The 25865-nt window shown below is 34.1% G+C and carries 19 protein-coding genes; 14 read left to right on the top strand and 5 right to left on the bottom strand.

Going from position 1 to position 25865, the window contains the following annotated elements:
- Positions 1-140: 140 nt before the first annotated feature.
- Complete coding sequence (locus CN692_RS09875; protein ID WP_098118980.1) at positions 141-2159, bottom strand: transglycosylase domain-containing protein; 2019 nt, start codon at positions 2157-2159, stop codon at positions 141-143.
- Between the two features lie 291 nt (positions 2160-2450).
- Between CN692_RS09875 and speE the strand changes: the two genes are divergently transcribed.
- From speE to CN692_RS09850, 5 genes are all read left to right on the top strand, one after another.
- Positions 2451-3278, top strand: a complete 828-nt coding sequence (gene speE, locus CN692_RS09870; protein WP_098119116.1) for a spermidine synthase — start codon at positions 2451-2453, stop codon at positions 3276-3278.
- A 13-nt stretch (positions 3279-3291) separates the two neighbouring features.
- Complete coding sequence (gene speB / locus CN692_RS09865; RefSeq protein WP_098118979.1) at positions 3292-4164, top strand: agmatinase; 873 nt, start codon at positions 3292-3294, stop codon at positions 4162-4164.
- Between the two features lie 180 nt (positions 4165-4344).
- The gene (locus CN692_RS09860) at positions 4345-5460 is read left to right on the top strand and encodes a PepSY-associated TM helix domain-containing protein (RefSeq protein ID WP_179865579.1); all 1116 of its coding nucleotides are present in this window, start codon (positions 4345-4347) and stop codon (positions 5458-5460) included.
- A gap of 271 nt (positions 5461-5731) precedes the next feature.
- Entirely contained in the window at positions 5732-6151 is a 420-nt protein-coding gene (locus CN692_RS09855) for a MerR family transcriptional regulator (protein WP_098118977.1), read from the top strand.
- 27 nt (positions 6152-6178) lie between these two features.
- Positions 6179-7405, top strand: coding sequence for an MFS transporter (locus CN692_RS09850; protein WP_098118976.1), 1227 nt, complete (start codon positions 6179-6181; stop codon positions 7403-7405).
- Positions 7406-7511: 106 nt separating this feature from the next.
- On the opposite strand, the gene CN692_RS09845 is transcribed toward CN692_RS09850, so the two are convergent.
- Positions 7512-7766 (bottom strand): hypothetical protein, encoded by a 255-nt coding sequence (locus tag CN692_RS09845; protein ID WP_098118975.1) that lies wholly within the window; start codon positions 7764-7766, stop codon positions 7512-7514.
- An 822-nt stretch (positions 7767-8588) separates the two neighbouring features.
- Here CN692_RS09845 and CN692_RS09840 point away from each other — a divergent pair.
- The 5 genes from CN692_RS09840 (at position 8589) to CN692_RS09820 (ending at position 14192) form a co-directional block, all read left to right on the top strand.
- Positions 8589-9026 (top strand): DUF1934 domain-containing protein, encoded by a 438-nt coding sequence (locus tag CN692_RS09840; protein WP_098118974.1) that lies wholly within the window; start codon positions 8589-8591, stop codon positions 9024-9026.
- Positions 9023-10693: an arginine--tRNA ligase gene (argS, locus tag CN692_RS09835; RefSeq protein WP_098118973.1), complete on the top strand. Its 1671-nt coding sequence runs from the start codon at positions 9023-9025 to the stop codon at positions 10691-10693. The genes CN692_RS09840 and argS overlap by 4 nt, the downstream gene beginning before the upstream one ends.
- Positions 10694-10960: 267 nt before the next feature.
- Positions 10961-12172 (top strand): DUF5667 domain-containing protein, encoded by a 1212-nt coding sequence (locus CN692_RS09830; RefSeq protein WP_098118972.1) that lies wholly within the window; start codon positions 10961-10963, stop codon positions 12170-12172.
- Between the two features lie 176 nt (positions 12173-12348).
- Positions 12349-13077, top strand: coding sequence for an RNA polymerase sigma-I factor (gene sigI, locus CN692_RS09825; protein ID WP_257144000.1), 729 nt, complete (start codon positions 12349-12351; stop codon positions 13075-13077).
- A gap of 2 nt (positions 13078-13079) precedes the next feature.
- Positions 13080-14192 (top strand): anti-sigma factor domain-containing protein, encoded by a 1113-nt coding sequence (locus tag CN692_RS09820; protein WP_098118970.1) that lies wholly within the window; start codon positions 13080-13082, stop codon positions 14190-14192.
- A 56-nt stretch (positions 14193-14248) separates the two neighbouring features.
- Here CN692_RS09820 and CN692_RS09815 read toward each other — a convergent pair whose 3' ends face one another.
- From CN692_RS09815 to cls, 3 genes are all read right to left on the bottom strand, one after another.
- Entirely contained in the window at positions 14249-14617 is a 369-nt protein-coding gene (locus CN692_RS09815) for a YybH family protein (RefSeq protein ID WP_098118969.1), read from the bottom strand.
- A 140-nt stretch (positions 14618-14757) separates the two neighbouring features.
- On the bottom strand, positions 14758-15714 hold the full coding sequence (uvsE, locus tag CN692_RS09810) for a UV DNA damage repair endonuclease UvsE (protein ID WP_098118968.1): 957 nt from the start codon (positions 15712-15714) through the stop codon (positions 14758-14760).
- A gap of 42 nt (positions 15715-15756) precedes the next feature.
- Complete coding sequence (gene cls, locus CN692_RS09805) at positions 15757-16950, bottom strand: cardiolipin synthase (protein ID WP_098118967.1); 1194 nt, start codon at positions 16948-16950, stop codon at positions 15757-15759.
- Between the two features lie 212 nt (positions 16951-17162).
- On the opposite strand from cls, the gene CN692_RS09800 reads away from it, so the two are divergent.
- The 4 genes from CN692_RS09800 to icmF all read left to right on the top strand — a co-directional run bounded on the left by CN692_RS09800 (position 17163) and on the right by icmF (position 25560).
- Positions 17163-19271, top strand: coding sequence for a heterodisulfide reductase-related iron-sulfur binding cluster (locus tag CN692_RS09800; protein WP_098118966.1), 2109 nt, complete (start codon positions 17163-17165; stop codon positions 19269-19271).
- Between the two features lie 151 nt (positions 19272-19422).
- Positions 19423-20604 (top strand): acetyl-CoA C-acetyltransferase, encoded by a 1182-nt coding sequence (locus CN692_RS09795; RefSeq protein ID WP_098118965.1) that lies wholly within the window; start codon positions 19423-19425, stop codon positions 20602-20604.
- Positions 20605-21063: 459 nt separating this feature from the next.
- Positions 21064-22194, top strand: coding sequence for an acyl-CoA dehydrogenase (locus CN692_RS09790; RefSeq protein ID WP_098118964.1), 1131 nt, complete (start codon positions 21064-21066; stop codon positions 22192-22194).
- A 126-nt stretch (positions 22195-22320) separates the two neighbouring features.
- Entirely contained in the window at positions 22321-25560 is a 3240-nt protein-coding gene (icmF, locus tag CN692_RS09785; protein ID WP_098118963.1) for a fused isobutyryl-CoA mutase/GTPase IcmF, read from the top strand.
- The last annotated feature ends 305 nt before the right edge of the window (positions 25561-25865 follow it).

Genomic DNA, 25865 nt, shown 5'->3' with positions numbered 1-25865 from the left:
AAATTATAAAAAAAAAATGAAGAAAACGTCGAATAATCTTTTTACATTTATCACCAAATAAAGTAAACTAATATTAGCTTGGACAAAGCTAGGACTAGGACAAACAAAAGACCTTACCAATTTGGTGAGGTCTTTTGTTTTTAAGGTAAGTACTGGCTATACCAAGGTGTGTTATCCTGTTTTTCTTTTTTATGTTTCTTTGTCTTTTTTTTATTAATACAAGGTTTTGTAGGTTGTGTTCCTTGACGAAAATATAGGGAAACCTTTTCGCCACAACCTTCCTTATACAAAAGGCCAGTCTTTTCATCTACAGCAACTTTTACGATGTCTTTAGGTATTTTTGAATCTACTTTCTTATCTGATAGATTTGTAATAACTGATGCCCAAACCTTCTTTGCTAATGTACTTTCCTCTGCAGATAAATTTTTTGAATGATCATATCCTACCCATACTCCTACAACAATATTGGAATGGAATCCTACCATCCAACTATCTGTTTTTGTAGTTCCAGTTTTCCCATAATAATCCTTTGAAAGTTCAGGAATAATGCTTGTTCCCGTTACTGGTAAGTAGCTTGAGAAATTTGTATTGAACATTCCATTCATTAATTGTTTAAGAATAACCGTTTGATCTTTTTCTAATCTTTGTTTATGGTCAACCTTTCTTTTATAGATTGATTTTCCTGATTGAGTTTTAATCTCACTTACAAAGTGTGGAGTTACATCTTTACCGTTATTGGCGATTAATGCATACGCTCTTGTCATATCAAGTAAGGAAGCATCCTGCGTACCGAGTGCCATTGAAGGAAGCTTATTTTTAGGTGCGGTTAAATAGAATAGTTTCTGTGCTTTAATAAATTCATCTGCACCAATAGCCTGTTGAGTTTTCACTGCGAATATATTGTCTGAAACAGCAATAGCTTTAGCTAAAGAAATTTGATCATGTGCATAAAGATGGCCACTATTTTTGGGACTATATGTATCGCCGTCCTCAAAATGAAATGTTGTCGGCTTACTTTGGAGCATTGTGGATGGTGTATATCCATTTTCAAGTGCACTATAATACAAAATTGGCTTTATTGTACTACCTACTTGCCTTTTTGATGCAACTGCGCGATTAAATAAAAATTGTCCTTTCTCACGTCCTCCAGTCATGCCTAAAACATTACCAGTTTGACTATCCAATACGATTACACTAGCTTGCAGATTAGGAAAAGGCTTAATATATGGATCAAATGCTTGGTCAATTTGATTTTGAATAGTTGGATTAAAGGTTGTATAAATTTTACTGCCATTATTATTGACGGATTGACCAATAGACTCTGTAATTTCTTTTTGAACACTTTGTTGAAAATAGGATGTAAAGGAAGAATTTGAAGTATGAATAATTGGCTTTAACTTAATAGACTCATTCATTGCATTTTTAACGGTATTTGAGTTAATTAATTTATTCTTTTCAAGTGCCGATAAAATCCGTTGCTGTCTCTTTTTTACAGACGAAAAATGAATATAAGGGTCATAGATTGACGGATTAGCCGGAATGCTTAATAAAAAAGTTGATTCTCCAATGGTCAGTTGTTTCGTTTCCTTTCCTAAAAAGGTGTTCGCTGCAGTTTCGAGGCCATAAATGCCATGTCCAAAATAAATGGTGTTTAAATAAGCTTCTAAGATCTTGCTTTTTTTATAGGAAGACTCTAATTTCATCGTTAAATAAGCTTCTTTTATTTTACGACTAAGCGTTTTTTCTTGTGAAAGATATAAATTTTTAGCAAGTTGTTGAGTGATTGTGCTAGCCCCTTGAGCGTATTGACCTTTTGTTAAATTAACTAAAATAGCAGAACCTAATCTTTTTAAATCGAAACCATGGTGATGAAAAAAATTCCGGTCCTCAGAAACTAAAACACTATTGATTGCAATCGGAGGTACATCTGCAATTTTTAACGTTTTTCGATTTTGAAGTAGCTGAGTTTTACTAATTATTTTATTATCGTGATCGTAATAGCTTGAATTCGATGCAATAAATAATGAAGGTTTTGTGGAAGTAATAGCCATAAAATAGACACATGATAAAAATAGGGAACCTAAAATTGAAATAACAGTAAGTAAAATGCCAATCTTTTGAAGGGTGCGCCAATGAAAAGAGTAGTTGATATGATACAAAAAGTATCCTCCTCTCAATATAATTCTGTATTTTAATACTAGTATGGTAGATTAAGAGAATTTTTATACAAATTAATGTAGTAAAAAATATCAAATAATTTAGCTTTAAAAATCTTGCATTTCAGTGAAATTACTCTATACTTTTCTTTTGTACGGCAAAAAATTGTTGTAACAACACAAATCCGATAGGAATTAGGAAGAGTGGGGATAATACGAAACATAATCAACTAAGTTAATGCTACATTGTTATGTTTCAAACTAAATCTTGATAAAGAAGGGTAGATGCAACAAATGGAATTATGGTTTACTGAAAAACAAACAAAAAACTTTGGAATTACTGCTAAAATTAATAAAACTTTACATACAGAGCAAACTGAGTTTCAAAAGCTTGACATGGTAGAGACAGAAGAGTTCGGTAACATGCTTATTTTAGATGGAATGGTTATGACAACTCAAAAAGATGAGTTCGTATATCATGAGATGGTTGCTCATGTACCTTTATTCACACACCCAAATCCTGAAAACGTATTAGTAGTAGGTGGCGGTGATGGCGGTGTTATTCGTGAAGTATTAAAACACCCAAGTGTAAAGAAAGCAACTCTAGTTGAAATCGATGGAAAAGTAATTGAATACTCTAAAATATACTTACCTGAAATTGCAGGGAAATTAGAAGATCCACGTGTAGAAGTAAAAGTAGATGATGGATTTTTGCATATTGCAAATAGTGAAAATGTATATGATGTAATTATGGTAGATTCAACTGAGCCAGTTGGTCCTGCAGTGAACTTATTTACAAAAGGCTTCTACGCTGGTATTTCTAAAGCGTTAAAAGAAGACGGTATTTTTGTAGCTCAAACGGACAACCCTTGGTTTACACCAGAGTTAATTACACAAGTTCAACGTGATGTAAGAGAAATCTTCCCAATCACTCGTTTATACATTGCAAATATTCCAACATATCCAAGTGGTATGTGGACATTTACAATTGGTTCGAAAAAACACGATCCACTTGAAGTAGAAGAGAATCGTTTCTTTGATATTGAGACAAAATATTATACAAAAGAGCTACACAAAGCAGCGTTCGTATTACCAAAATTTGTAGCTGATCTTACTAAATAAGGGGGGCTTAATTATGCGTTTTGATGAAGCATATTCTGGAAATGTATTTATTAAGAGTCATCCAAGCTTTGAAGAAAGTAAAGCAGTTATTTATGGTATGCCTATGGATTGGACTGTAAGCTTCCGTCCAGGTTCTCGTTTCGGTCCAACACGTATTCGTGAGGTTTCAATTGGGTTAGAGGAATATAGTCCATATCAAGATAAAGAACTAGAAGAAGTTAAATATTTTGACGCTGGGGATATCCCATTACCATTTGGTAACGCTCAAAGAAGCCTTGATATGATTGAAGACTATATTGATGGCCTGTTAGCGGAAGGGAAATTCCCTCTAGGTATGGGTGGAGAGCATCTTGTATCTTGGCCTGTAATGAAAGCTATGTATAAGAAATACCCAGACTTAGCAATTATTCATTTTGATGCACATACTGATTTACGTGATTCATATGAAGGTGAGCCATTATCTCACTCAACACCAATTAAAAAAGTTTGTGATTTAATTGGACCAAAAAATGTTTATTCATTCGGAATTCGTTCTGGTATGAAGGAAGAATTTGAATGGGCAAAAGAAGTTGGAATGAATTTATTTAAATTCGAAGTACTTGAGCCGTTAAAGAAAGTACTTCCAACACTTGCTGGTCGTCCAGTATATGTAACAATCGACATCGATGTACTAGACCCTGCGCATGCTCCAGGAACAGGTACTCTTGAAGCCGGTGGTATTACTTCAAAAGAAATGATTGATAGTATCTTAGCAATTGCTAACAGCGATATTAACGTTGTTGGGGCAGACTTAGTAGAAGTAGCTCCAGTGTATGATCATGCTGAGCAAACTCAAGTTGCAGCAAGTAAGTTTATTCGTGAAATCCTATTAGGTTGGGTAAAATAATACGAATTGTGAAAGGCGATTTTTCGTTCATTAGAGCGAGAAATCGTCTTTTTTTTATATAGAATTTTGAACTTGAATAAAAAAATTTACTAAATATATGAAAATGTTATTGATAATGATAATCATTACCCTTATAATTGAGAACGATTATTATTATCATGATTTGGGGAGAAGATGAAAATGAAAAAAGGGGTAAGGAAGTTTATTTTGACACTACATCTTGTGTGCAGTTTAGTTTTTGGACTATTTATTATTGCTGTATGTGCAACGGGTAGTGTTTTAGTGTTTGGGGATCAAATTGAACATGTGTTAAATCCGCAGTATTTTAAGCCTGCAAGTAGTGAAAGAAATGTTGGAATTAACGAAGCAGAAAAGATTTTTCTTGATAATTACAAAGGATTTGAAATCTCGAGGATGGATGTTCCTTCAAAGTTATCAAATGTATACCATGCAAATATGTCAAAAGGACATAATGAAATTGATGCTTATGTAGATCCTAGCAATGGTAAGCTATTAGGTAATTTTGATAGAGAGGCATCATTCGTATCTTTTGTTAAAGATTTACATACACATTTATTGTTAGATGATATTGGCGAAACAATTATAGGGATCGTTGCAATTGCATTTATTTTAATTCTTATTACAGGTATCTATTTATGGTATCCAGGTATTAAACGAATGTTTAAAAGCCTAAAAATAAAATGGAATAAAAGCCAAATGGCACGAAATTTATCATTACATAATTTCATTGGGGTAATTACTTTACCATTTTTACTCGTTGTAGCAATTACAGGAATGCTATATCCATTCCAAGAAAAGATTGAAGAGTCTTTGAAATTAAAGTTTACATCGAATTATCCTGAGGAGCTTAAATCAGTTGATAATGGCAAAAATAAAATTGGATTGGATGCTATAACTGCTGAAATTAAAAAGTTACATCCTGAAGGTGAGTTATACAAATTAAGACTTCCATCTGATAAAGAGGGTGTTATAGAAGCCCAATTAAGCGATGGCACTTACGATCCTGAGGGTAAAGGGAATACAAGTGAATTCTACGATCAATTTTCTGGCAAGCATTTAGGATCTTTTTCCAAAAATAACGAAACTGCCTATGATAAATTTTTCGTTTGGAGACAAAGTTTACATAGAGGTACTTATGGTGGGGTTTTCGTAAAAACAATTTATGCCTTAGTTGGTATTGCTCCACTTGGACTAGGAATAACTGGTATTACAATGTGGGCATTAAAACGTAGAAACAAAGCTAAAAAAATGAAGAAGTTACAGAAAGCAGCATAAAGTATACGAAATTTAATATAGAAGAAAGTGGAACCCGAAAGGTAAATGCTCTAAAAGAGAATTTATCTTTCGGGTTTTTTTGTATAGGAAAAATAGTCAGTGATAAAAAGAAATTCTATAGTTTTTAATAGTAAAACAATGATTTTGAAGAAAGATAAAAATAGAAAAAAGTACAAAGTTAACGTTGACGTTAACGATACATTAGGAGTAAGATATATTAGTGATGTAAATAACGAATTCAATTAAATATTTTTCGAAGGGAGGAAATGATTTGCTTTATAAAATAGATGAAGTAGCAAAAGAGTGCAATTTAACGAAGCGTTCGATTCGATATTACGAGGAAATTGGATTAATCCCTCCACCTGAAAGAAGCGAAGGCGGATTTCGACTTTATTCAGATGAGCATATTGAACGACTAAAGAAAATAATGAATGTTCGAGATGTTCTTGGTTTTTCTTTGCAAGAGGTACAGGAATATATGGCAATTAGTGAGGCATTTGAAGAATTTCGACTGCAATATAGAGAAAACAAGGAAAAGATGAATGAAGATGAAAGAAAGCATAAGCTTTTAGGGGCAGAGGAAATACTTGCTCAACAATTAAATATGATTGATGAAAAGCTTAAAAAAATGAACGACATAAGAAGTGAAATGAATGAGATGTATCAGAGAGTACGAAGTGCATTAGAATAATAAATAATTATGGGAGAAGGATGGAATATGTCAAATTTGGCAAATAATAAAAGTCAAAAGACAAGTTTAAATCAAAAGTCTAGTCTATTAAATCAACCAAAGGCTATTTGGGCAGTTGGGTTTGCATGTATTATTGCATTTATGGGAATTGGATTAGTTGACCCGATTTTACCAGCAATCGCAGAAAAGATGCATGCTTCAAAAAGTGATGTAACTCTTCTTTTTACAAGTTACAACTTAGTCATGGCAATTGCTATGTTAATTACAGGTTTTATATCTTCACGTATCGGAATAAAATGGACATTACTTTTAGGTATATTAATTATTGCAGTGTTCGCAGGACTTGGAGGAAATTCAAGCGGTATATGGCAACTAGTTTGGTTGCGTGGAGGCTGGGGATTAGGTAACGCTCTATTTGTAGCAACTGCTTTATCAGCCATTGTTTCATTATCTAGATCAGGTGTTGCACAATCGATTATTTTATATGAAACTGCAATTGGTCTTGGTATTTCGGTTGGTCCACTTTTAGGTGGAGAATTAGGTTCAATCTCTTGGAGAGGTCCATTTTTTGGTGTTGCTTGTTTAATGGTCATTGCATTTTTATCTCTATCAATTATGATGCCAAAAACACCAATTACACAAAATACAAAAAGAGCGTCATTCTTGGATCCATTCCGCGCTCTTAAACATAGATCTTTATTAACGTTAGGGATTACAGCATTTTTATATAACTTTGGATTCTTTACTTTACTGGCTTTTTCACCATTCTATATGGGATTAAAAGAACATGGTTTAGGATTCGTATTTTTAGGTTGGGGACTTCTATTAGCAATTACATCAGTTTTTATGGCGCCAAAGCTACAAAAAAAATTCGGTACGCTTAAGTCGATGTATGCAATGTTAACTCTATTTGCGATTACGCTTATTATTATGGGTGTTGGAACAGATACAAATAGCGTTATTATCGTCTGTGTAATTATAGCTGGTGCATTTTTAGGTAATAACAATACATTAATTACAACAGCAGTAATGCAAGCAGCACCAGTTGAGCGCTCAACAGCATCTGCGGCATATAGCTTTTTACGTTTTTTAGGTGGAGCAATAGCACCATACTTAGCAGGTAAGCTTGCTGAATGGTATAATCCACATGTACCTTTCTATGTAGGTGGATGTTTTGTATTAGTATCAGTACTATTCTTATTCATTAATAAAAAGCACTTACTTCATATTGATAAAGCAGAATCTGCACATTAATTAGAAGTTATCTCAAGAATTAGTGAAAGCCCGCTGGAAATAAAAATTCCTAGCGGGTTTTTTTGTGTTTTTACAAACAAAAAAACAGCCCTTTACGAGCTGCTTATCATGGTCCGAAATGACCAAAAAGCATCATATAAACGATGAAGCCGATGAGTGCAAGTAATCCAATTAGTGCTGCCGTAAAACTACCGAACATGATCGCTTTTCGTTTGATCCAAAACCACAAGACGATTCCCACAACGAACGGCACTAAAAAGGCGTACAAATAAATGAGAAAAATGCTCGATAACGCAATGATTCCAATGCCTAGTCCGATGAAAAATAATTTGCTAGATGATTGTTGTGCGATTGTTTTCATAAAATCTCCTTCTATTCACCATATGTTCTTTATTGTCTCACAAACCGTTTTCAATTGAAAACAAATATTCTCACAATTTCATGAGAGGAATGTTTTAAAAAAAATTTATTATTTGTGTACAAAGGCACGCCGGTATGAAGGAATATCGCTGCTTTACGAGGACGATGCCATGACCAATAAAACGCTGTGTTATGCACAAAACCAGGTCGCCGTAATCAGAAAATGCTGTGTTATGCACAGAACCACGTCATCATAATCAAAAAACGTTGTGTTACGCACAAAACCAAGTCGCCATAATCAGAAAACGCTGTGTTATGCACAGAACCACGTCATCATAATCAGAAAACGCTGTGTTACGCACAAAACCAGGTCGCCATAATCAGAAAGCGCTGTGTTATGCACAGAACCACGTCGTCAAAATCAAAAAACGCGGTGTTATGCACAAAACTACGTGCTTTATGAACAGAGTTCACAGCTTTATGCACAAAGTACAAAAAGTGTTCGTGCTTATCAATCATCCACAACGCTAAAGAAGCCTCTTAAACGGTTTTATCAACAAAAATCGGTATTTTATCAACAAAACTAAGTATTATATCAACAAAACTAACTACTTTATCAATAAAGTTCACAGCTTTATCAACAAAATACACAAAGTGTTCGTGCTTTCGAAAGAGCCGCCCCTATTCTTTGTTCGTTTTAATGAATATTTTTCACAATTTTTTTCTTACCTATTTTATTTTTTTTATTAGATTATGCTAAAATGGGAAAAGATGATTTTGGATGTGATTCGTTACGTTCATCGGGAGAAAAGGACGTGTAAAAGTGAAAGAGCAACAGGGCATACCTGTCTCAATTGATTTTGAGACTATGATTAAAGATTCACACGGGCGTGATAAAATCAGTTTTCAAGCAAATGGCCTATACTATAAAAAAGAAGATATTTCATACTTATTATTTGAAGAAAAACATGAAGATCGAAAAGTAAAGGCAACAATGAAAATTAGTAAAGGGGAAGTTACGATCATCCGTAATGGTGGAGTTATGATGCGTCATCAGTATCGAGTGAATGAAACGACTGAAGGTACTTTCTCAAATGAATTAGGAGTATTTCAAACGAAAGCATATACAAAAAAACTACAATTTCTAGTATCAGAGGGACCTTTAAAGGGTGTACTTCAATTAGGGTACAAGTTATTCGTTGGTGATGAAAATGCTGGTTCGTATAACATTACAGTATCAATTAAGGAGGCAACGATATGAATACATTAGAACAAGTAAAGAGTCGTTTAAAAGATGAAATCGAAGCTGCAGTATTAAAAGCAGGTTTAGCAACGGAGGAACAATTACCACAAGTTGTGTTAGAAACTCCAAAAGATAAGACACATGGTGATTTTTCAACAAATATGGCAATGCAATTAGCGCGTGTTGCTAAAAAAGCACCGAGAATGATTGCAGAAGAACTAATCAACTCGTTTGATCAAAGCAAAGCTAGTATTCAAAAAGTTGAGATTGCTGGACCTGGTTTCATCAATTTCTATATGGATAATAGCTATCTTACAGATTTAATTCCTTCAATTATTAAATCAGGAAAAGAATATGGCCAAACTAACTTTGGTAACGGCGAAAAGATTTTAGTTGAGTTTGTTTCAGCGAATCCTACAGGTGATTTACACTTAGGTCACGCACGTGGAGCTGCGTTTGGAGATTCATTATGTAATGTTTTAAACAAAGCTGGTTATGCAGTAACACGCGAATACTATATCAATGATGCAGGTAATCAAATTAACAATTTAGCATTATCGGTAGAGGCTCGTTATATGCAAGCTCTTGGTATGGAAAAAGAAATGCCTGCAGATGGCTATCATGGTGCGGACATTATTGAGATTGGTAAAACTTTAGCTGGAGAATTCGGTGACCGTTTTATGAATGAACCAGAAGAAGCTCGTTACAAATTCTTCCGTGAGTACGGTTTAAAATTAGAAATGGAAAAACTACAAAGAGATCTTCGTAATTTTAGAGTAGACTTTGATGTATGGTATTCAGAAACTTCATTATATGAAAACGGTAAAGTGTTAGAGGCACTTGCTGATTTAAATGAACGTGGTGAGACATATGAAGAAGAAGGAGCAACTTGGTTCCGTTCTACAACATATGGAGATGACAAAAACCGTGTACTAATTAAGAGTGACGGCTCTTATACTTACTTAACTCCAGATATCGCTTATCACAGAGACAAGCTAAGTCGCGGAGCAGATAAATTAATTGATATTCTTGGAGCTGATCATCATGGTTATATTCCACGAATGAAAGCAGCAATTCAAGCTTTAGGATACAATGCAGATACTCTTGAAGTAGAGATTATCCAAATGGTTCAGTTATATCAAGACGGTGAAAAAGTTAAAATGAGTAAACGTACGGGTAAAGCTGTAACGTTACGTGATTTAATGGAAGAAGTAGGAATTGATGCAACTCGTTACTTCTTTGCAATGCGTGGATGTGATTCACATTTAGACTTTGATATGGATCTTGCTGTTTCTAAATCAAATGAAAACCCAGTGTATTACTCTCAATATGCACATGCTCGTGTATGCAGTATTCTTCGTCAAGGAGCAGAAATGGGTATTGTTTATAGCGGAGAAGCTGATTACAGCCTTGTTTCATCTGAAAAAGAATATGAGTTATTAAAGAAATTAGGGGAATTCCCAGCTGCCGTTTCATTAGCTGCATCAAAACGTACACCACATCATATTACAAACTATGTGTTTGATTTAGCTGGTACGTTCCACAGTTTCTATAATGCTGAAAAAGTATTAGATGCGGAAAATGTTGAAAAATCAAAAGCTAGACTAGCTTTAATGAAAGCTGCTCAAGTTACATTACAAAATGCATTAGCTTTAGTTGGTGTTTCTGCACCTGAAAAAATGTAATTAGTAAAATGTTAAAAGTACCATGCCTGATTTTCAAGGTATGGTACTTTTTTTGTTCGAACTTTATTTTCAAGGAGTATTAATTTGTAATATTTTTGGGTATTATTTTATACAAATTTGTCGGTGGAACGGGAAAAACAACAAGTTTCACCATTTTTTTATTAATTTTTTAAATTTTTATTTAAACGACCCCCTAAAAAATGATCTTCTCTACGAATAGTTATAGTGAGACTACATAAAGAAACTTTTTTAAAGGGGAAAAAATACATGAAAAAACTTTTAGTACATACAACTGCCACAGCATTACTATTATCTCAATTAGGATTTTCAAGTTCAGTATTTGCTGCTGAAAATGAGTCAGCTTCAAAAACTGATGTAAACCACAAAGAAGAAGCACCTGCATTAGTGAAAGGCGATTTCTTCTATTTTGTAAAAACAACTGTAGAAAAGATTCAACTGTTATTAACAACAGACAAAGTAAAAGAAGCAGAACTTTTAGCGGAATTTGCGCAAGAGCGTATTCATGAAGCAAGAGAATTAATTAAAGAAGGTAAAGAAGATCTAGCAAAAGAAACAATTAAAGAAGCTTTAGGTCAGATGGAAAATGCTCAAGGACAGCTTGAAGGTAAGCTTCCAACTATTACTGAGCCAACGACTACAGAAAAAACAACAACAGAAGATAATGCTACGACGAAACCAGCTGAAGATTCAACTGAAGTAGATAAAGAAGATACAGAAAAACAAGAAACAGATAAAGAAGATACAGAAAAACATGAAAAACAAAAATTAACTAAAGAGCAAAAAGAAATAGCAAAAATTCAGCACCACTTAAATAATAATTTACTTGTTTTAGCAGACGTTTTAGATAAAGTGAAAAATCCTAAAGCAAAAGCTGCAATCGCAAAAAATATTGAAAAGAGCTTTAACAAAATTTCTGAAAGACTAGAGAAAGTTTTAAAGCATGAAGAAAAGAATTCAACTGCACTAAAACCAGTTATTACAATTCAATACCCAGATGGATCTACTGAAAAATCAGATACACCAGAAGTTATTACAACTATAACTAAAATTGAAGATGTAAATGATACAGATGTAAAAAATGTTAACGAAGATGTAAAAGATACAGTCGTAAAAAATGTTAATGAAGATGATCAAGGTGAAGATGATGACAAAGATGATGCTGCTGAGGTTTCTACAAAGCCTGTAAAAGTAGAGCATAAGGAAGAGCACCATCAACATAAAGCAAAGAAAGTAAAAGTAGTTAAAGTTAAAAAAGCAAAAGTTGAAAAAGAAGAAAAAGCTGAACGACATGAAGTGAAAAAGCATGAAGTGAAAAAACACGAAGTTACAAATCATAGAAACCGTGGTGAACATGAAAACCGTGGAAACCATAAGGGAAATGAAAAGCAAGAGTGGAAAAAAAATGAAAATTCTAATGACCAAGGTGAAAACCATGGAAATGGACATGACGAAGATTAATAAGTAATTATTACCATTCGCCTTTCAAGAAAATCGCATGAAACATTTCATAAGATGCGATATGCTTAAGTTTAATTGGTAATTAAAATGGTGCCTCTCACATTCATTTGATTATATAATGATGGAGGCGCCTTCTTTAGTCGCCAATCAATCCTCTTTTGAAAGGAGATGGGGTCTTGTTACTTACAATTTTTCAGACACTTTATAAAAGGAAAGAAAAAATTGAAGATATTGTATTAACAATACAACAATCTTCATCAAAGGAACTTGATGATTTTATCATTCAATACTCCCCTTTTATAAGCAAAACTGTTTCTACTATTTGTGGTAGATATATTACAAATAAAGAAGACGAATATAGTATCGGGTTAAGTGCATTTCATGAAGCTATAAAACTATATTCATATAAAAAAGGGGCTTCATTTTTAACTTTCGCCAAATTGATCATAAAACGTGAGTTGATTGATTATTTTCGTAAGGAATCTAAATATCAATTATTGACTTTAGAACAAAATGGGTCGGAGGATATACATAAACAGTACGATGACCATGTATATAGCTCGTATATTAAAAATTTTGATGAGTTCAATCGTAAAGAGGAAATTATTCATTTCAGTGAGATGCTAAAACAATTTGGAATTTCATTAGAAAGTTTAGTAGATGTTTCACCTAAACATGAAGATACAAGGGAGCATATTTTTTCAGTTGTAGACATTATTGCTTCTGATGAAGAAATGTTAGCCTTTCTGTATAAAAAGAAAAAATTACCGATGAATAAACTAGAAACTAAAGTTAATATAAGTCGAAAAACGTTAGACAAACATAGGAAATATATAATTGCTATGTGTATTATTAGCGTCAATGACTATATTTATTTACAAAACTACTTAAAAAGGGGGAGCTGAAGATGATCAATGGTATTGTTTTGAAGGTAAATCATTCTTCCGTAGTAGTACTAACTGCTAACGGTGAGTACTTAAAATGTAAAAAGTTATTGTCATCCTATTCAATTGGTGAAGAAATTCAGTTCCCCATCAGTGCAATTATTTCTAAAAATAAAATAAAAATAAGTATTCCTAAATTGGTACCTGTCGTAATTGCCAGTGCATTAATTCTAATGTCATTTGTATTCGTAAATTGGAACAACAAAAAAGCATTGGCAGCAGGAAGGGTCACAATTGATTCAGGGGCAAAGGTGTCATTAATTTTAGATAAACAGTTAAATGTTATTGGATTAAAAGGTCACAATGAACAAGGTAAAAAAGTGATTGATAAAATAGATAACTGGAAACAGGAGCCTTTACAGTCAGTTATGGATGATTTAGTTGGTGAAATGGAGAAGTCTAAAGTTATTCAACCGGATGATCAAATCAAATTAACTGGTCAGATGAAAAAGGAATTTAAAAATAAACAAAGTAAACTAAATAATGAATTGAAGGATATTCAAGAAACCAATAACCATATTAAAATTCCAAATTCTAAGGATTTAGATCAACTTAAAATTCAACCTAAGATTAAAACTCAACCTCAAACTCAAACTCAAAATAAGCAAGTAAGTAGTTTTAATTCTCATTCAGCTAAAGTGTCAAGAGGCGAAAAGAATGGCAAAGATAAACCTAATGTTAAGTCACCTAAAGTAGAGAATAACAGAGCGAATAATCATCGTTATTCAAAAGAAGAGAAGAATAATAGACACCAAGAAGCGCATTGGGGAAATAAGCAAAGTCAGTGGAAAAATCGACATCAAGAAGAGCATCGAGATTCATCGAAACAAAATCAACAAGGGCAAGACAATAACAATGAAAATCACCAAGATAAAAAAAAAAATCAGAATAATTACGAACGCGAAGTAAAAAGAAGCAATAATTACAAAAGTAGAAAAGAACAAAGAGAACGATGCCATAGTTGCAATACTCGTGATAAAGGGAATGAAAACAAAAACGAGCACGAACACGATAACAGGCACAATAGTAGCTGGCATAATGATAATGATAATAATGATGAAAAAGGCTCAGATTGATGATCTGAGCTTTTTTTACATTCTAAGAGCACAAAGGCCACGAAAGAAATCGCGTGTTATGCATGGCTACTCAAATGCTCGTGAATAACCTTCCAGTCACCAACTGCATCCTTCATAAACACATTTGTAGCCCTACCATGACCTTTTACGAATTTCCCATTCATGTAGCCTTCATAATGATATTGATAAGTACAGGAAGCGGAATTCTCATCAGTAGTTAGCCAGTTTACATTTGTAGCTCTATAGACTTCATCTTGAATTAGATTCCAAGCATTTTCAAAGTACTGTTGGATATCTAGTAAATTTGTACATGATTTATTAGAAAACCAATAAGTAGCATCCTTATGTATGTATTTTTTTACTTGGTCAAAATCATGCGTATTTGTTGCAATTATGTATTGTTGTAAAGCACCCTGATAGTTCATTTCCAAGCCACCTTTATATTAGAGTCGGAGTTAGACTTTAGATGAATATCTATAAACCATCATATCACTAATGATTTCACAGCAGATAAAAAGCTCTTAAAAAGTAAAACCACAAGGGAGTAAAGGTTCCCTTGTGGTTTCTATTTCACTTCAATTATTCCGCCGCTTATTCGTTTATAGCCCCTTAATTTTGATAAGTCTTCCATCAATTGTAATAATGCTATGTCCTTTTTTTTCGACTCAATCATTATATCGATATCACTTCCAATTGATCGAGCAATGTCAAAAAAGGGTTTAATAAAATCAAGATCAATTAAGTCTGAGTGAGACCTAAACTCTTTTTCAGATTTTGGAGAGGAAATATGTATTTTAGGTTTCAAATCAGTGTGATTCCAAGTCGAGTAAATGGAAGGTAATAATTCCTCTAATGGTTCATCACATAAATTGGCCATATGATGATGATAATCGAACACGAGCGGTATACCTTCTTTTTTGCATACGATTAATGTTTCCGAGGTATTGTACGTTTTATCGTCGTTTTCTAGTGTCATTTGTTTTTTTATATGAGAAGGGAGTTTTTTTATATTCTCATAAAAGCGATTAATAGCAAGCTCCTTATTACCATAAGCCCCTCCAATATGGATGTTGATCACACTTTGGTTTGAAACGCCCATTGCTTCAAGTACTTTAAAGTGATATTCCATATCAATTACAGCATTATCAGTAATATGTGGCTTCTCACTTGTAAAAAGCGTGAATTGATTAGGATGGAAGCTAACTCTTAATTCATGCTTTTTAATAAAATCGCCTATTTCTTTGAATTGCTTGTGAAAAATATTAATATAATCAAACTCTACATCGGGATGAGTCGCCAAAGGGACCATTGAAGAGGACATTCTGTATAAGGGAATTTGTTGTCCTACATTATAATGAAGTGCCCTATACGTATTCTCCAAATTTTGTGTTGTAACAGAAATTAGCTTCTCTAAACGTTCATCTTGATCGAGCGCTTTATAACGTGTTAAAGTTAGTGTTTTTGCAGGTGAACAATTATATAAAGATAATGCATGTGAGACGTATCCAAATCGAATAATCATTTTGTGCTCACCTCTATTACTGTTTTTGGTACTTTAAAAACATTACATTAATGGAGAAAGAAGCTTGGATAAAAGCTTACGACATTTCCATGAGAGAGTTGTCTTTTTATAATGTTGAATAGGGTAGGATTTTGAACACTCTAAGTCTTTCATAAATATTTTTTTGATTTCCAATATGAAGGATTCATTTGCAAAAATACAGCTCCACTCATCATTTATACAAAGGCTTCTACGATCAAAGTTAACGGACCCTACATCACAGCAGCAATCATCGATTAATAGTACTTTTGCATGAAAAAATCCTTTCTGATAATGGAAAACTTCGCCGCCACCTTCAAGGATTAAAAGGAGGTGAGGGAAACTAGCTTCTTTAACTAGCCTGTGGTCTTCTTTTTCAGGAACCATAACACAGATACGGACTCCTCGTTTTTGTGCGGCTAGTAAAGCATCCATGAGCTTTTTAGTTGGTATAAAATATGGAGTGCCAATAAAGATATGTTTTTCTGCTTTATCAATTAATTCTTTATAAAGATTCTCAATACGAATAAAGTCAGATGAATAGAAGTGATGTTCGATTTTTCCCGTAACTAGGTCTTTTTCATCAATTAAAGTGAAGGATTCTCCACCGCTTCTAACCCAGTCTATTAAAAATTGAACATGTAAATCTTTTACACCTTCACCTGTCATACGAATATGATAATCTCTCCAATAGCCTAGGTCTTCGTCAAAGCCAATATATTCTTTACCAATATTGAATCCACCAAAATAACCGGTTTTTTGATCAATCACTGTAATTTTACGATGGTTACGGTGCTGAAACCGATAGAGAGTATACGGAAATCCAGTACGTCGATTAAATAATACTTTTACACCATTTTTTTTTAGTTTTTCGATTCTTTTCCGTTTAAGTCCAAAACTACCGATCCAATCGACAAGTAAGCGTACTTGTAGTCCTTCGTGCGCCTTTTTTTCTAGTAGCGACAAAAATTTTTCGGAAGTATCATCATTACGAACGATATAAAAAAGCATGGAAATACTAGAACTTGCCTCATTTATGTCTTTAAGAAGATTTTCGTATAGGACATTACCATCTGTTATTAACATTGTTTCACTATATCTATTTTTAAATGGGCAAACCTTATCATATTTATGAAAAGCTCTGTAACCAAAATAGAGATCTAAGCTAGCAAGGAGTATTAGGATGAGTAGAGCAAATAAGCAAATACAAAGAATCATATAACTAACTCCTTTACCTTTTACGTGTTGATAGTATGACCATTTAAACTGAAGAATATGAAAAAGGGCTAATTTAATATGAAAAAGTATTTGACTGAATAGTCATTCATAATATAATTAAAGTATATATTTTCTGAATATTATTATGGTTATAAATTTTTAAAAAGTAAGCGTTTTATTTATAACCGGGGACATTGGGGGAGGAATACATCATGGATCATGCACTTTTGTATTTGAACGCATTTGGGTTTGTGGCAATTACAGTTTATGCAATTTATTTATTCATTTACCTGATTAAAACAAGACTAGCTTACATCAAGCTAGGCAAAAAGGAAGAGTTTGAAAGAAATTTTAAAGATCGTTTTCAAAAAATTTGGGTGAATGTTTTTGGACAAAAAAAGCTATTGAAGGATAAGAAAAGTGGATTTATCCATTTGCTATTCTTCTACGGATTTATTTTAGTTCAAGCAGGTGCTTTAGATTTTATTTTAAGAGGTCTAGTTCCTGGGGTGCATCTACCACTTGGGCCGTTATATGGTGCATTTACATTTTTTGAAGAAATCGTCGCTTTGTTAATACTGGTAGCAGTTGTTTGGGCTTTCCATAGAAGATATATTGAAAAGTTAGTTCGATTAAAAAGAGGTTGGAAAAGCGGTTTAGTTCTAATTTTTATTGGTTTATTAATGTTATCAACTCTTTTTGGAAATGGTATGGGAATCATTTGGAGCGGAGAAGGAACAAGCTTCCATGAGCCAATCGCATCTTTAGTTGCAACAATCTTTGGTGGAATTAGTAAACCTTTAGCCATTTCATTCTTTTATGTTGCTTGGTGGACTCACTTAATTTCACTTTTAACTTTCTTAGTGTATGTGCCTCAATCAAAGCACGCACATTTACTTGCTGGACCAGCAAATGTGTATTTTAATCGCTTATCGAAAGCAGGGAAATTAGAAAAAATCGATTTTGAAGATGAAACGCAGGAAACATTTGGTGTTGGAAAAATCAGTGATTTCCGTCAGTCTCAATTAATTGATTTATATGCTTGTGTTGAATGTGGTCGTTGTACAAATGTTTGTCCTGCTACGGCAACTGGGAAAATGCTGTCACCGATGGATTTAATCTTAAAACTTCGTGACCATTTAACTGAAACTGGAGCTGTAGTAACATCTAGAGCACCATGGGTTCCAACTGTTGCTTTTTCTAAAACAAAAGGTAATCAATTAGCGTTTTCTTCTCAAGGAAATCAAGAAACAGCAGCAACATTAGAATATAGTCCAAGTTTAATTGGCGATGTCATTACTGAAGAAGAGATTTGGGCATGTACGACTTGTCGTAACTGTGAAGACCAATGTCCAGTAATGAATGAGCATGTTGAAAAGATTATTGATTTACGTCGTTATTTAGTTTTAACGGAAGGGAAAATGCAACCTGATGCTCAACGTGCAATGACGAATATCGAGCGCCAAGGAAATCCTTGGGGATTAAATCGTAAGGATCGTGAAAATTGGAGAGAGCTTGATGAAAGTATCCACATCCCAACTGTAAAAGAAGCTAAAAAAGCTGGGGAAGAAATTGAATACTTATTCTGGGTTGGTTCAATGGGTGCATATGATAACCGTAGCCAAAAAATCGCTCTAGCGTTTGCAAAACTTATGAATGAAGCTGGAATTAAATTTGCAATTTTAGGTAATAAGGAGAAAAACTCTGGTGATACACCTAGACGTTTAGGTCAAGAATTCTTATTCCAGGAATTAGCATCTAATAATATCGCAGAAATCGAAAAAGCAGAAGTAAGCAAATTAGTAACAATTGATCCGCATGCTTATAACACATTTAAAAATGAATATCCTGATTTTGGATTATCAGTTGAAGTTTATCACCATACAGAATTATTATCGCAATGGGTTAAAGAAGGAAGATTAAATCCAGTTCATCGTGTAGATGAAGTTATTACTTATCATGATTCATGTTATTTAGGTAGATACAATGAAGTTTATGAAGCTCCTAGAGATATTCTTCGTGCAATTCCTGGCGTAAAGCTAGTTGAAATGGAGCGTAAACGTGAAACAGGAATGTGCTGTGGAGCGGGTGGTGGATTAATGTGGATGGAAGAGCATGTTGGTAACCGTATTAATGTTACACGTACTGAACAAGCACTTGCAGTTAGTCCGAATGTCATTGGAACAGGATGTCCTTATTGCTTAACAATGTTATCAGATGGAACAAAAGCAAAAGAAGTTGAAGAAAGTGTTAAAACACTCGATGTTGCAGAGCTTTTAGTAATTTCAATCTTTGGAGATAAGCAGAGCCAGGCTTCATAAGAGTTCTATTACTTTTCAAGTTTCATAAACTAACAATGAAAGGTGTGCAACTTGTACACCTTTCAGATTGTAGTGAGCGCCTTTTTATTTGCTATTAAAGGAATTTTTTATAGAAGAGAAATTAGTTTCTTAATTTAAGGGGGAAATTGGGATGAGTAAAACAGTTATAGTAAGTGCAGTTCGTACACCACTAGGACGCTTTGGAGGTATGTTAAAAGGTTTTAGTGCTGCTGAGTTAGGTGGTATTGCAATTAAAGAAACATTGAATCGTGTTAACCATCCTTTAGAATCAATTGATGATGTAATTATGGGAAGCGTTTTACAAGGTGGACAAGGGCAATTACCTTCAAGACAAGCACTACGTAATGCAGGCTTACCTTGGGAAACAAGATCAGAAACAATTAATAAAGTATGTGCATCAGGAATGAGAAGTGTAATGCTTGCTGACTTATTAATTCGTTCTGGTGAAAGTAAACGTATTGTCGCAGGTGGAATGGAATCTATGAGTAATACACCATACTATCAAACCAATTTAAGATGGGGAAATAAGATGGGACACTCTGAGTTAAAAGACGGCTTACTAGTAGATGGTTTAACTTGTTCATTCACTGGCGTTCATATGGGTACATATGGAAGTGAAGTTGCAAAATTAGAAGATATTTCTCGTGAACAACAAGATGAGTGGGCACTTCGTAGTCAACAACTTGCCGTTGAATCGATTAAAACAGGTAGATTTGAAGAAGAGATTGTAACAATTGAGTCTGTTGGCAAAAAAGGTGTCGTAACAAAAATTGAAGTAGATGAGTGTCCAAGAGAGGATTCGACAATTGAAAAATTAGCTAAATTAAATCCTGCATTTGATCGCGACGGAACGATTACTGCAGGAAATGCACCTGGATTAAATGACGGAGCTGCAGCACTTTTAATAATGAGTGAGGAAGAAGCAAAACAAAATGGTTTCACACCATTAGCTACAATTGTTGCTACAGATTCAATGGCTGTAGAAGCAAAGGACTTCCCAAGAACTCCGGGATATGTAATCCAAAAATTATTACAAAAAACAAATAAAAACATTTCAGATATAGATTTATTTGAAATTAACGAAGCATTCGCAGCAGTAGCTTTAGCGAGTGCGAAAATAGCTGATATTCCTTTAGAAAAAATAAATGTAAACGGTGGAGCTATTGCTCTAGGACATCCAATTGGAGCAAGTGGTGCAAGAATCATTGTAACCCTAATTCATGCACTAAAACAACGAGGTGGAGGTCTAGGAATCGCAGCAATCTGTAGTGGCGGTGGTCAAGGAGACGCTATTTTAGTAGAGGTACATTAAGGGAAAAGAGAATAGTATATGAAAAACGTGATCGATTAAGGTAAGGAATTTTTAAAGTAGAGCACAAAGGGAATGCTGCTCATTGGATAGAAGGAAAGAAAATCTATTTTCTTTTCCTACACCATTGATTCTGCATTCCCTTGTTCCTGTCTTTAATTCCATTATGTTTGTTTTTGCTATTTCCTCTACCCTTTTTTTCCTTCCTTTTTTGCACTAAAATTTTTCTACAAAAAATAACAGGAATTTTCAGTTTTTTGTCTAATAATATTCTTAGTAGACTATCTTTTTAGTCAAAGTACAAATTATTATGATAACGCTTACAAAATTCGACAAAAAGAACATGGCAGTGATAAGGGAGCAATAAGGTAAAAAGGAATAGGATATATACTAAGTATCTTTAATTAAAACTTTTATTTAATTGTTCATCCTTGTCCTAGCAAAAATCGGGGGAAATGATCTATGCAATTTCGTTTAAGTGAAGAACATGAAATGATTCGTAAAATGGTAAGAGATTTTGCTAGAAATGAGGTTGCTCCATCAGCTGCTGAGCGTGATGAGCATGAAAAATTTGATCGTTCAATCTTTGATCAAATGGCTGAGTTAGGATTAACAGGCATTCCATTCCCAGAAGAGTATGGTGGAATCGGTAGTGATTATTTAGCTTATGTTATTGCGGTAGAAGAGCTTTCTAGAGTTTGTGCTTCAACAGGTGTAACTTTATCTGCACACACTTCATTAGCTAGTTGGCCGATTTATAAATTTGGTACGGAAGAACAAAAACAAAAATTCTTAAAACCATTAGCACAAGGAACAAAAATTGGTGGTTACGGATTAACTGAACCAGGTTCTGGATCAGATGCTGGTGGAATGAGAACAACTGCTAGAAAAGAAGGAAATGAATATATATTAAACGGTTCAAAAATATTTATTACAAATGGTGGAGAAGCTGAAATCTATGTAGTATTTGCAGTGACTGACCCAACAAATAAACATGGCGTTTCTGCTTTTATCGTTGAAAGTGATTCACCAGGTTTTTCAGTTGGTAAGAAGGAAAGTAAATTAGGTATTCGTTCATCTCCAACAACTGAAATAATCTTTGAAGAATGTCGTATCCCTGCTGAAAACCTTTTAGGTGAAGAAGGTAAGGGATTTAAAGTTGCCATGCAAACTCTTGACGGCGGAAGAAATGGAATTGCTGCACAAGCAGTAGGTATTGCACAAGGTGCTCTAGACGCTTCAGTTGATTATGCTAGAGAGCGTGTTCAATTTGGAAAGCCAATTATTGCTCAACAAGGTATCTCGTTTAAACTTGCTGACATGGCTACAAGCATTGAAGCATCTCGTCTATTAACTTATCAAGCAGCATGGTTAGAGTCGAATGGGCTTCCATATGGTAAAGAATCTGCAATGTCGAAATTATTTGCAGGTGATACTGCAATGAAAGTTACAACAGAAGCAGTACAAGTTTTCGGTGGATATGGATATACAAAGGATTATCCTGTGGAGCGCTTCATGAGAGATGCTAAAATTACTCAAATTTATGAAGGTACACAAGAAATTCAAAAACTAGTAATCTCAAGAATGCTGTAAAAATATAGCTTAATTTTAATTTTGCATTACGAATGATCAGGATAGCTTGGTATAAGGAATATGGGATACCCTTTACCAAGTTTTCTTTTACGAAAAAGGTAATTATAATTCCGGGGGATGATTAGTATGGTAGAAAAGTATCAAGCTAAACATAAGATTCGTTTTGTTACTGCTTCAAGCTTATTTGATGGTCATGACGTGTCGATCAATATGATTAGAAGATTATTGCAAGAAAACGGTGTTGAAGTAGTTCACTTAGGTCATAACCGTTCTGTTGAAGAAATTATTAACGCAGCTATTCAAGAGGATGTACAAGGTATTTCTATTTCTTCCTACCAAGGTGGACATATGGAGTACTTTAAATATATGTATGATTTACTTCAAGAAAGAGGCGCAGCTCACATCAAGTTATTTGGTGGCGGAGGGGGCGTAATCTTGCCTAAAGAGCAAGAGGAGCTAGAAGCATACGGAATTACTAAAATCTATTCACCTGAAGACGGACGCATTATGGGGCTTCAAGGAATGATTAATCATATGCTACAAAGCACAGATTTTCTTCCACCTTTGAAGGACTTAGAAAATGTTCAAAAATTATCCGCAACAAATCATAAAGAGATTGCTAGATTCATTACTCTAGCTGAAAATAAAGGTTCTTTAGATTCAAGTTTAGAAATGGCAGCAACATTAGAAAAATCAGAAACTAGTAAAAGTGTAGTCATTGGTATGACTGGTACTGGTGGAGCTGGTAAAAGTTCATTAACAGATGAACTAGTACGCCGTTTTATTCAAGAGTTTCCTGAAAAAACAATCGGTATTGTTTCGATTGACCCAACGAAGCGAAAAACGGGTGGAGCACTATTAGGTGATCGTATTCGTATGAATTCAATTCACCATCCAAATGTGTATATGAGAAGTTTAGCAACTCGAGATAGCCAATCTGAAATCTCGAATGCTTTAGAGGATACGATCTCAATTTTAAAAACAGCGGATTTTGACGTTATTTTTGTTGAGACAAGTGGAATCGGTCAAGGTGATGCGGCAATTACTCAATACAGTGATATTCATCTGTATGTTATGACGAGCGAATTTGGAGCACCTTCTCAATTAGAAAAAATTGATATGATTGACTTCGCAGATTTAATTGCAATTAATAAATTTGAACGTCAAGGCTCAGAGGATGCATTACGACTTGTTCAAAAACAATATCAACGCAGTCGCCATCTTTTCCATGATGATATAGCTACAATGCCAGTTTACGGTACGATTGCTAGTCAATTTAATGACGCAGGTACTAATAATTTATTCTTAGCTTTAACTGGGGCAATTGAAAAACATACTGCAAATGAGTGGAACACGACGTATATTAAACCAGGAAACGTTGAAAAACAACATGTCATTATTCCGAGTAATCGTCGTTTTTATTTAAGAGAAATCGCAGAAGCGGTAAGAGATTATCATACTAATACCGAAGTTGAAGCAGCAAAAGCTTCAAAGCTATATCAAATTGAGGGAACGCTAGCTGAAATCGAATCACAAAACATTGAAGATGGAAAAAGCACTATAGTAGATTTGAAAAATAAATTTGAAGAATCTCTTGCTCCTTCTACTAAACAAGCTCTAAATCATTTTAAATTGATTAAAGAGGCATATTCAAAAGATCAACTTATTCAAAAAATAAGAGATAAAGAAATAAAAGTTGAGTTAACAACAACAACATTATCTGGTACGAAAATACCTAAAGTGTCTGTTCCAACATATCGTGACTATGGTGACTTACTAAGATGGGTTGCAAAAGAAAATGTACCTGGATACTTCCCATTTACAGCTGGGGTGTTCCCATTCAAGCGCCAAGACGAAGATCCAAAGAGACAATTTGCTGGTGAGGGACCACCAAGTAGAACAAATAAACGTTTCCACTATCTGTGTGAGAATGACCCAGCTAAACGCTTAAGTACAGCATTTGATTCAGTAACTTTATACGGCGAAGATCCAGCAATTCGTCCTGATATTTTTGGGAAAATTGGTGAAAGTGGCGTAAACGTATGTACATTAGAAAATATGATTGAGCTTTACAATGGGTTTGACTTATGTAGCCCTTCAACATCAGTTTCGATGACAATTAACGGTCCAGCTCCAATTATTTTAGCTATGTTCTTAAATACAGCTATTCATCAACAAGTTGAGTTAAAAGAAAAAGAGCTAGGTCGAATTTTAACAGTTGAAGAGTTTACTGTGGTAAAACAAGCAACGTTACAAAAAGTTCGTGGAACAGTTCAAGCTGATATTTTAAAAGAGGATCAAGGGCAAAATACTTGTATCTTCTCAACAGAATTTGCTTTAAAAATGATGGGAGATATTCAACAGTACTTTATCGATAATAGTGTTCGTAATTATTATTCTGTTTCAATTTCTGGGTATCATATTGCTGAAGCTGGAGCAAATCCAATTTCACAACTTGCATTCACTTTATCAAACGGATTCACTTACGTTGAATATTATTTAAGTCGAGGCATGAAGATTGATGATTTTGCTCATAATTTATCGTTCTTCTTTAGTAATGGTCTAGATGCTGAATACTCTGTGATCGGTCGGGTGGCGAGAAGAATTTGGGCTGTTACGATGAAAGATAAATATGGTGCATCTGAGCGTAGTCAAAAACTTAAATACCATGTTCAAACATCAGGTCGTTCTTTACATGCTCAAGAAATGGCATTTAATGATATTCGTACGACATTACAAGCATTATTAGCTTTATATGATAACTGTAACTCACTTCACACAAACGCATATGATGAGGCTGTTACAACTCCTACTGAAGAATCAGTACGTCGTGCAATGGCTATTCAGCTTATAATTCAAAAAGAAAATGGTCTATCGAAAAATGAAAATCCAATTCAAGGATCATTTATCATTGAACAGCTTACTGATTTAGTAGAAGAAGCAGTTCTAAAAGAGTTTGAGAGAATCAGTGATCGTGGTGGCGTATTAGGTGCAATGGAACTACAATATCAACGCGGTAAAATCCAAGAAGAGTCACTTTATTACGAAACACTAAAGCATAATGGAGATCTTCCAATCATCGGAGTAAACTCTTATATCAATCCTAATGAGCAAATGGAATCCATTAATACAATGGAAATCGCTAGATCAAGCTATGAGGAAAAACAATCGCAAATTGATCATGTAGAACAATTCCAAGTTAAAAATAAATCTGAAGCTCAAGTCGCTTTAGAACAATTGAAACAAGTTGCTCGCAAGAACGGTAATTTATTCGAAGAGCTAATGAATACTGTTCGCGTGGCTAGCTTAGGACAAATTACGCAAGCTTTATATGAAGTTGGCGGACAATACCGTAGAAATATGTAATAAACAGTTACGAAAGTTATTTGCTCTGCCTAAAGAGGAGCAAACGACGGGAGTTAGACATCATTAACTACACAATTTATACAAGGGGGAGAGGGGGGGCATTGAAATCCTTTTTATCGACCGATCTACATCCCCTAAACCCTGCCCTTATTTGAGCGTCTTTTGGACGCTCATTTTACTATTTTCATGAAAAATTAATCTAATATTGAAAAATATAGACAAGGTGCTAGCATATTTAACTTAGTTTTGTTTATAATGAAAGATATGTATTTTATAACTAACAAGTAAAATTTATACATAATGTT

Origin of the sequence: Bacillus sp. AFS002410, assembly GCF_002556365.1 — a bacterium.
Lineage (GTDB): Bacteria > Bacillota > Bacilli > Bacillales > Bacillaceae_G > Gottfriedia.
Note: the sequence above shows the minus strand (reverse complement) of the source record. Positions and strands in the feature narration are given on the sequence as shown.

Excerpts from the sequence above, each read along its gene's own strand:
- CN692_RS09830 (WP_098118972.1), top strand. The coding sequence starts at position 10,961 with ATGAAAAAACTTTTAGTACATACAACTGCCACAGCATTACTATTATCT.
- CN692_RS09820 (WP_098118970.1), top strand. The coding sequence starts at position 13,080 with ATGATCAATGGTATTGTTTTGAAGGTAAATCATTCTTCCGTAGTAGTA.
- argS (WP_098118973.1), top strand. The coding sequence starts at position 9,023 with ATGAATACATTAGAACAAGTAAAGAGTCGTTTAAAAGATGAAATCGAA.
- uvsE (WP_098118968.1), bottom strand. The coding sequence starts at position 15,714 with ATGATTATTCGATTTGGATACGTCTCACATGCATTATCTTTATATAAT.
- icmF (WP_098118963.1), top strand. The coding sequence starts at position 22,321 with ATGGTAGAAAAGTATCAAGCTAAACATAAGATTCGTTTTGTTACTGCT.
- speB (WP_098118979.1), top strand. The coding sequence starts at position 3,292 with ATGCGTTTTGATGAAGCATATTCTGGAAATGTATTTATTAAGAGTCAT.
- cls (WP_098118967.1), bottom strand. The coding sequence starts at position 16,950 with ATGATTCTTTGTATTTGCTTATTTGCTCTACTCATCCTAATACTCCTT.
- CN692_RS09795 (WP_098118965.1), top strand. The coding sequence starts at position 19,423 with ATGAGTAAAACAGTTATAGTAAGTGCAGTTCGTACACCACTAGGACGC.
- CN692_RS09860 (WP_179865579.1), top strand. The coding sequence starts at position 4,345 with ATGAAAAAAGGGGTAAGGAAGTTTATTTTGACACTACATCTTGTGTGC.
- CN692_RS09850 (WP_098118976.1), top strand. The coding sequence starts at position 6,179 with ATGTCAAATTTGGCAAATAATAAAAGTCAAAAGACAAGTTTAAATCAA.
- CN692_RS09800 (WP_098118966.1), top strand. The coding sequence starts at position 17,163 with ATGGATCATGCACTTTTGTATTTGAACGCATTTGGGTTTGTGGCAATT.
- CN692_RS09845 (WP_098118975.1), bottom strand. The coding sequence starts at position 7,766 with ATGAAAACAATCGCACAACAATCATCTAGCAAATTATTTTTCATCGGA.
- CN692_RS09790 (WP_098118964.1), top strand. The coding sequence starts at position 21,064 with ATGCAATTTCGTTTAAGTGAAGAACATGAAATGATTCGTAAAATGGTA.
- speE (WP_098119116.1), top strand. The coding sequence starts at position 2,451 with ATGGAATTATGGTTTACTGAAAAACAAACAAAAAACTTTGGAATTACT.
- CN692_RS09815 (WP_098118969.1), bottom strand. The coding sequence starts at position 14,617 with ATGAACTATCAGGGTGCTTTACAACAATACATAATTGCAACAAATACG.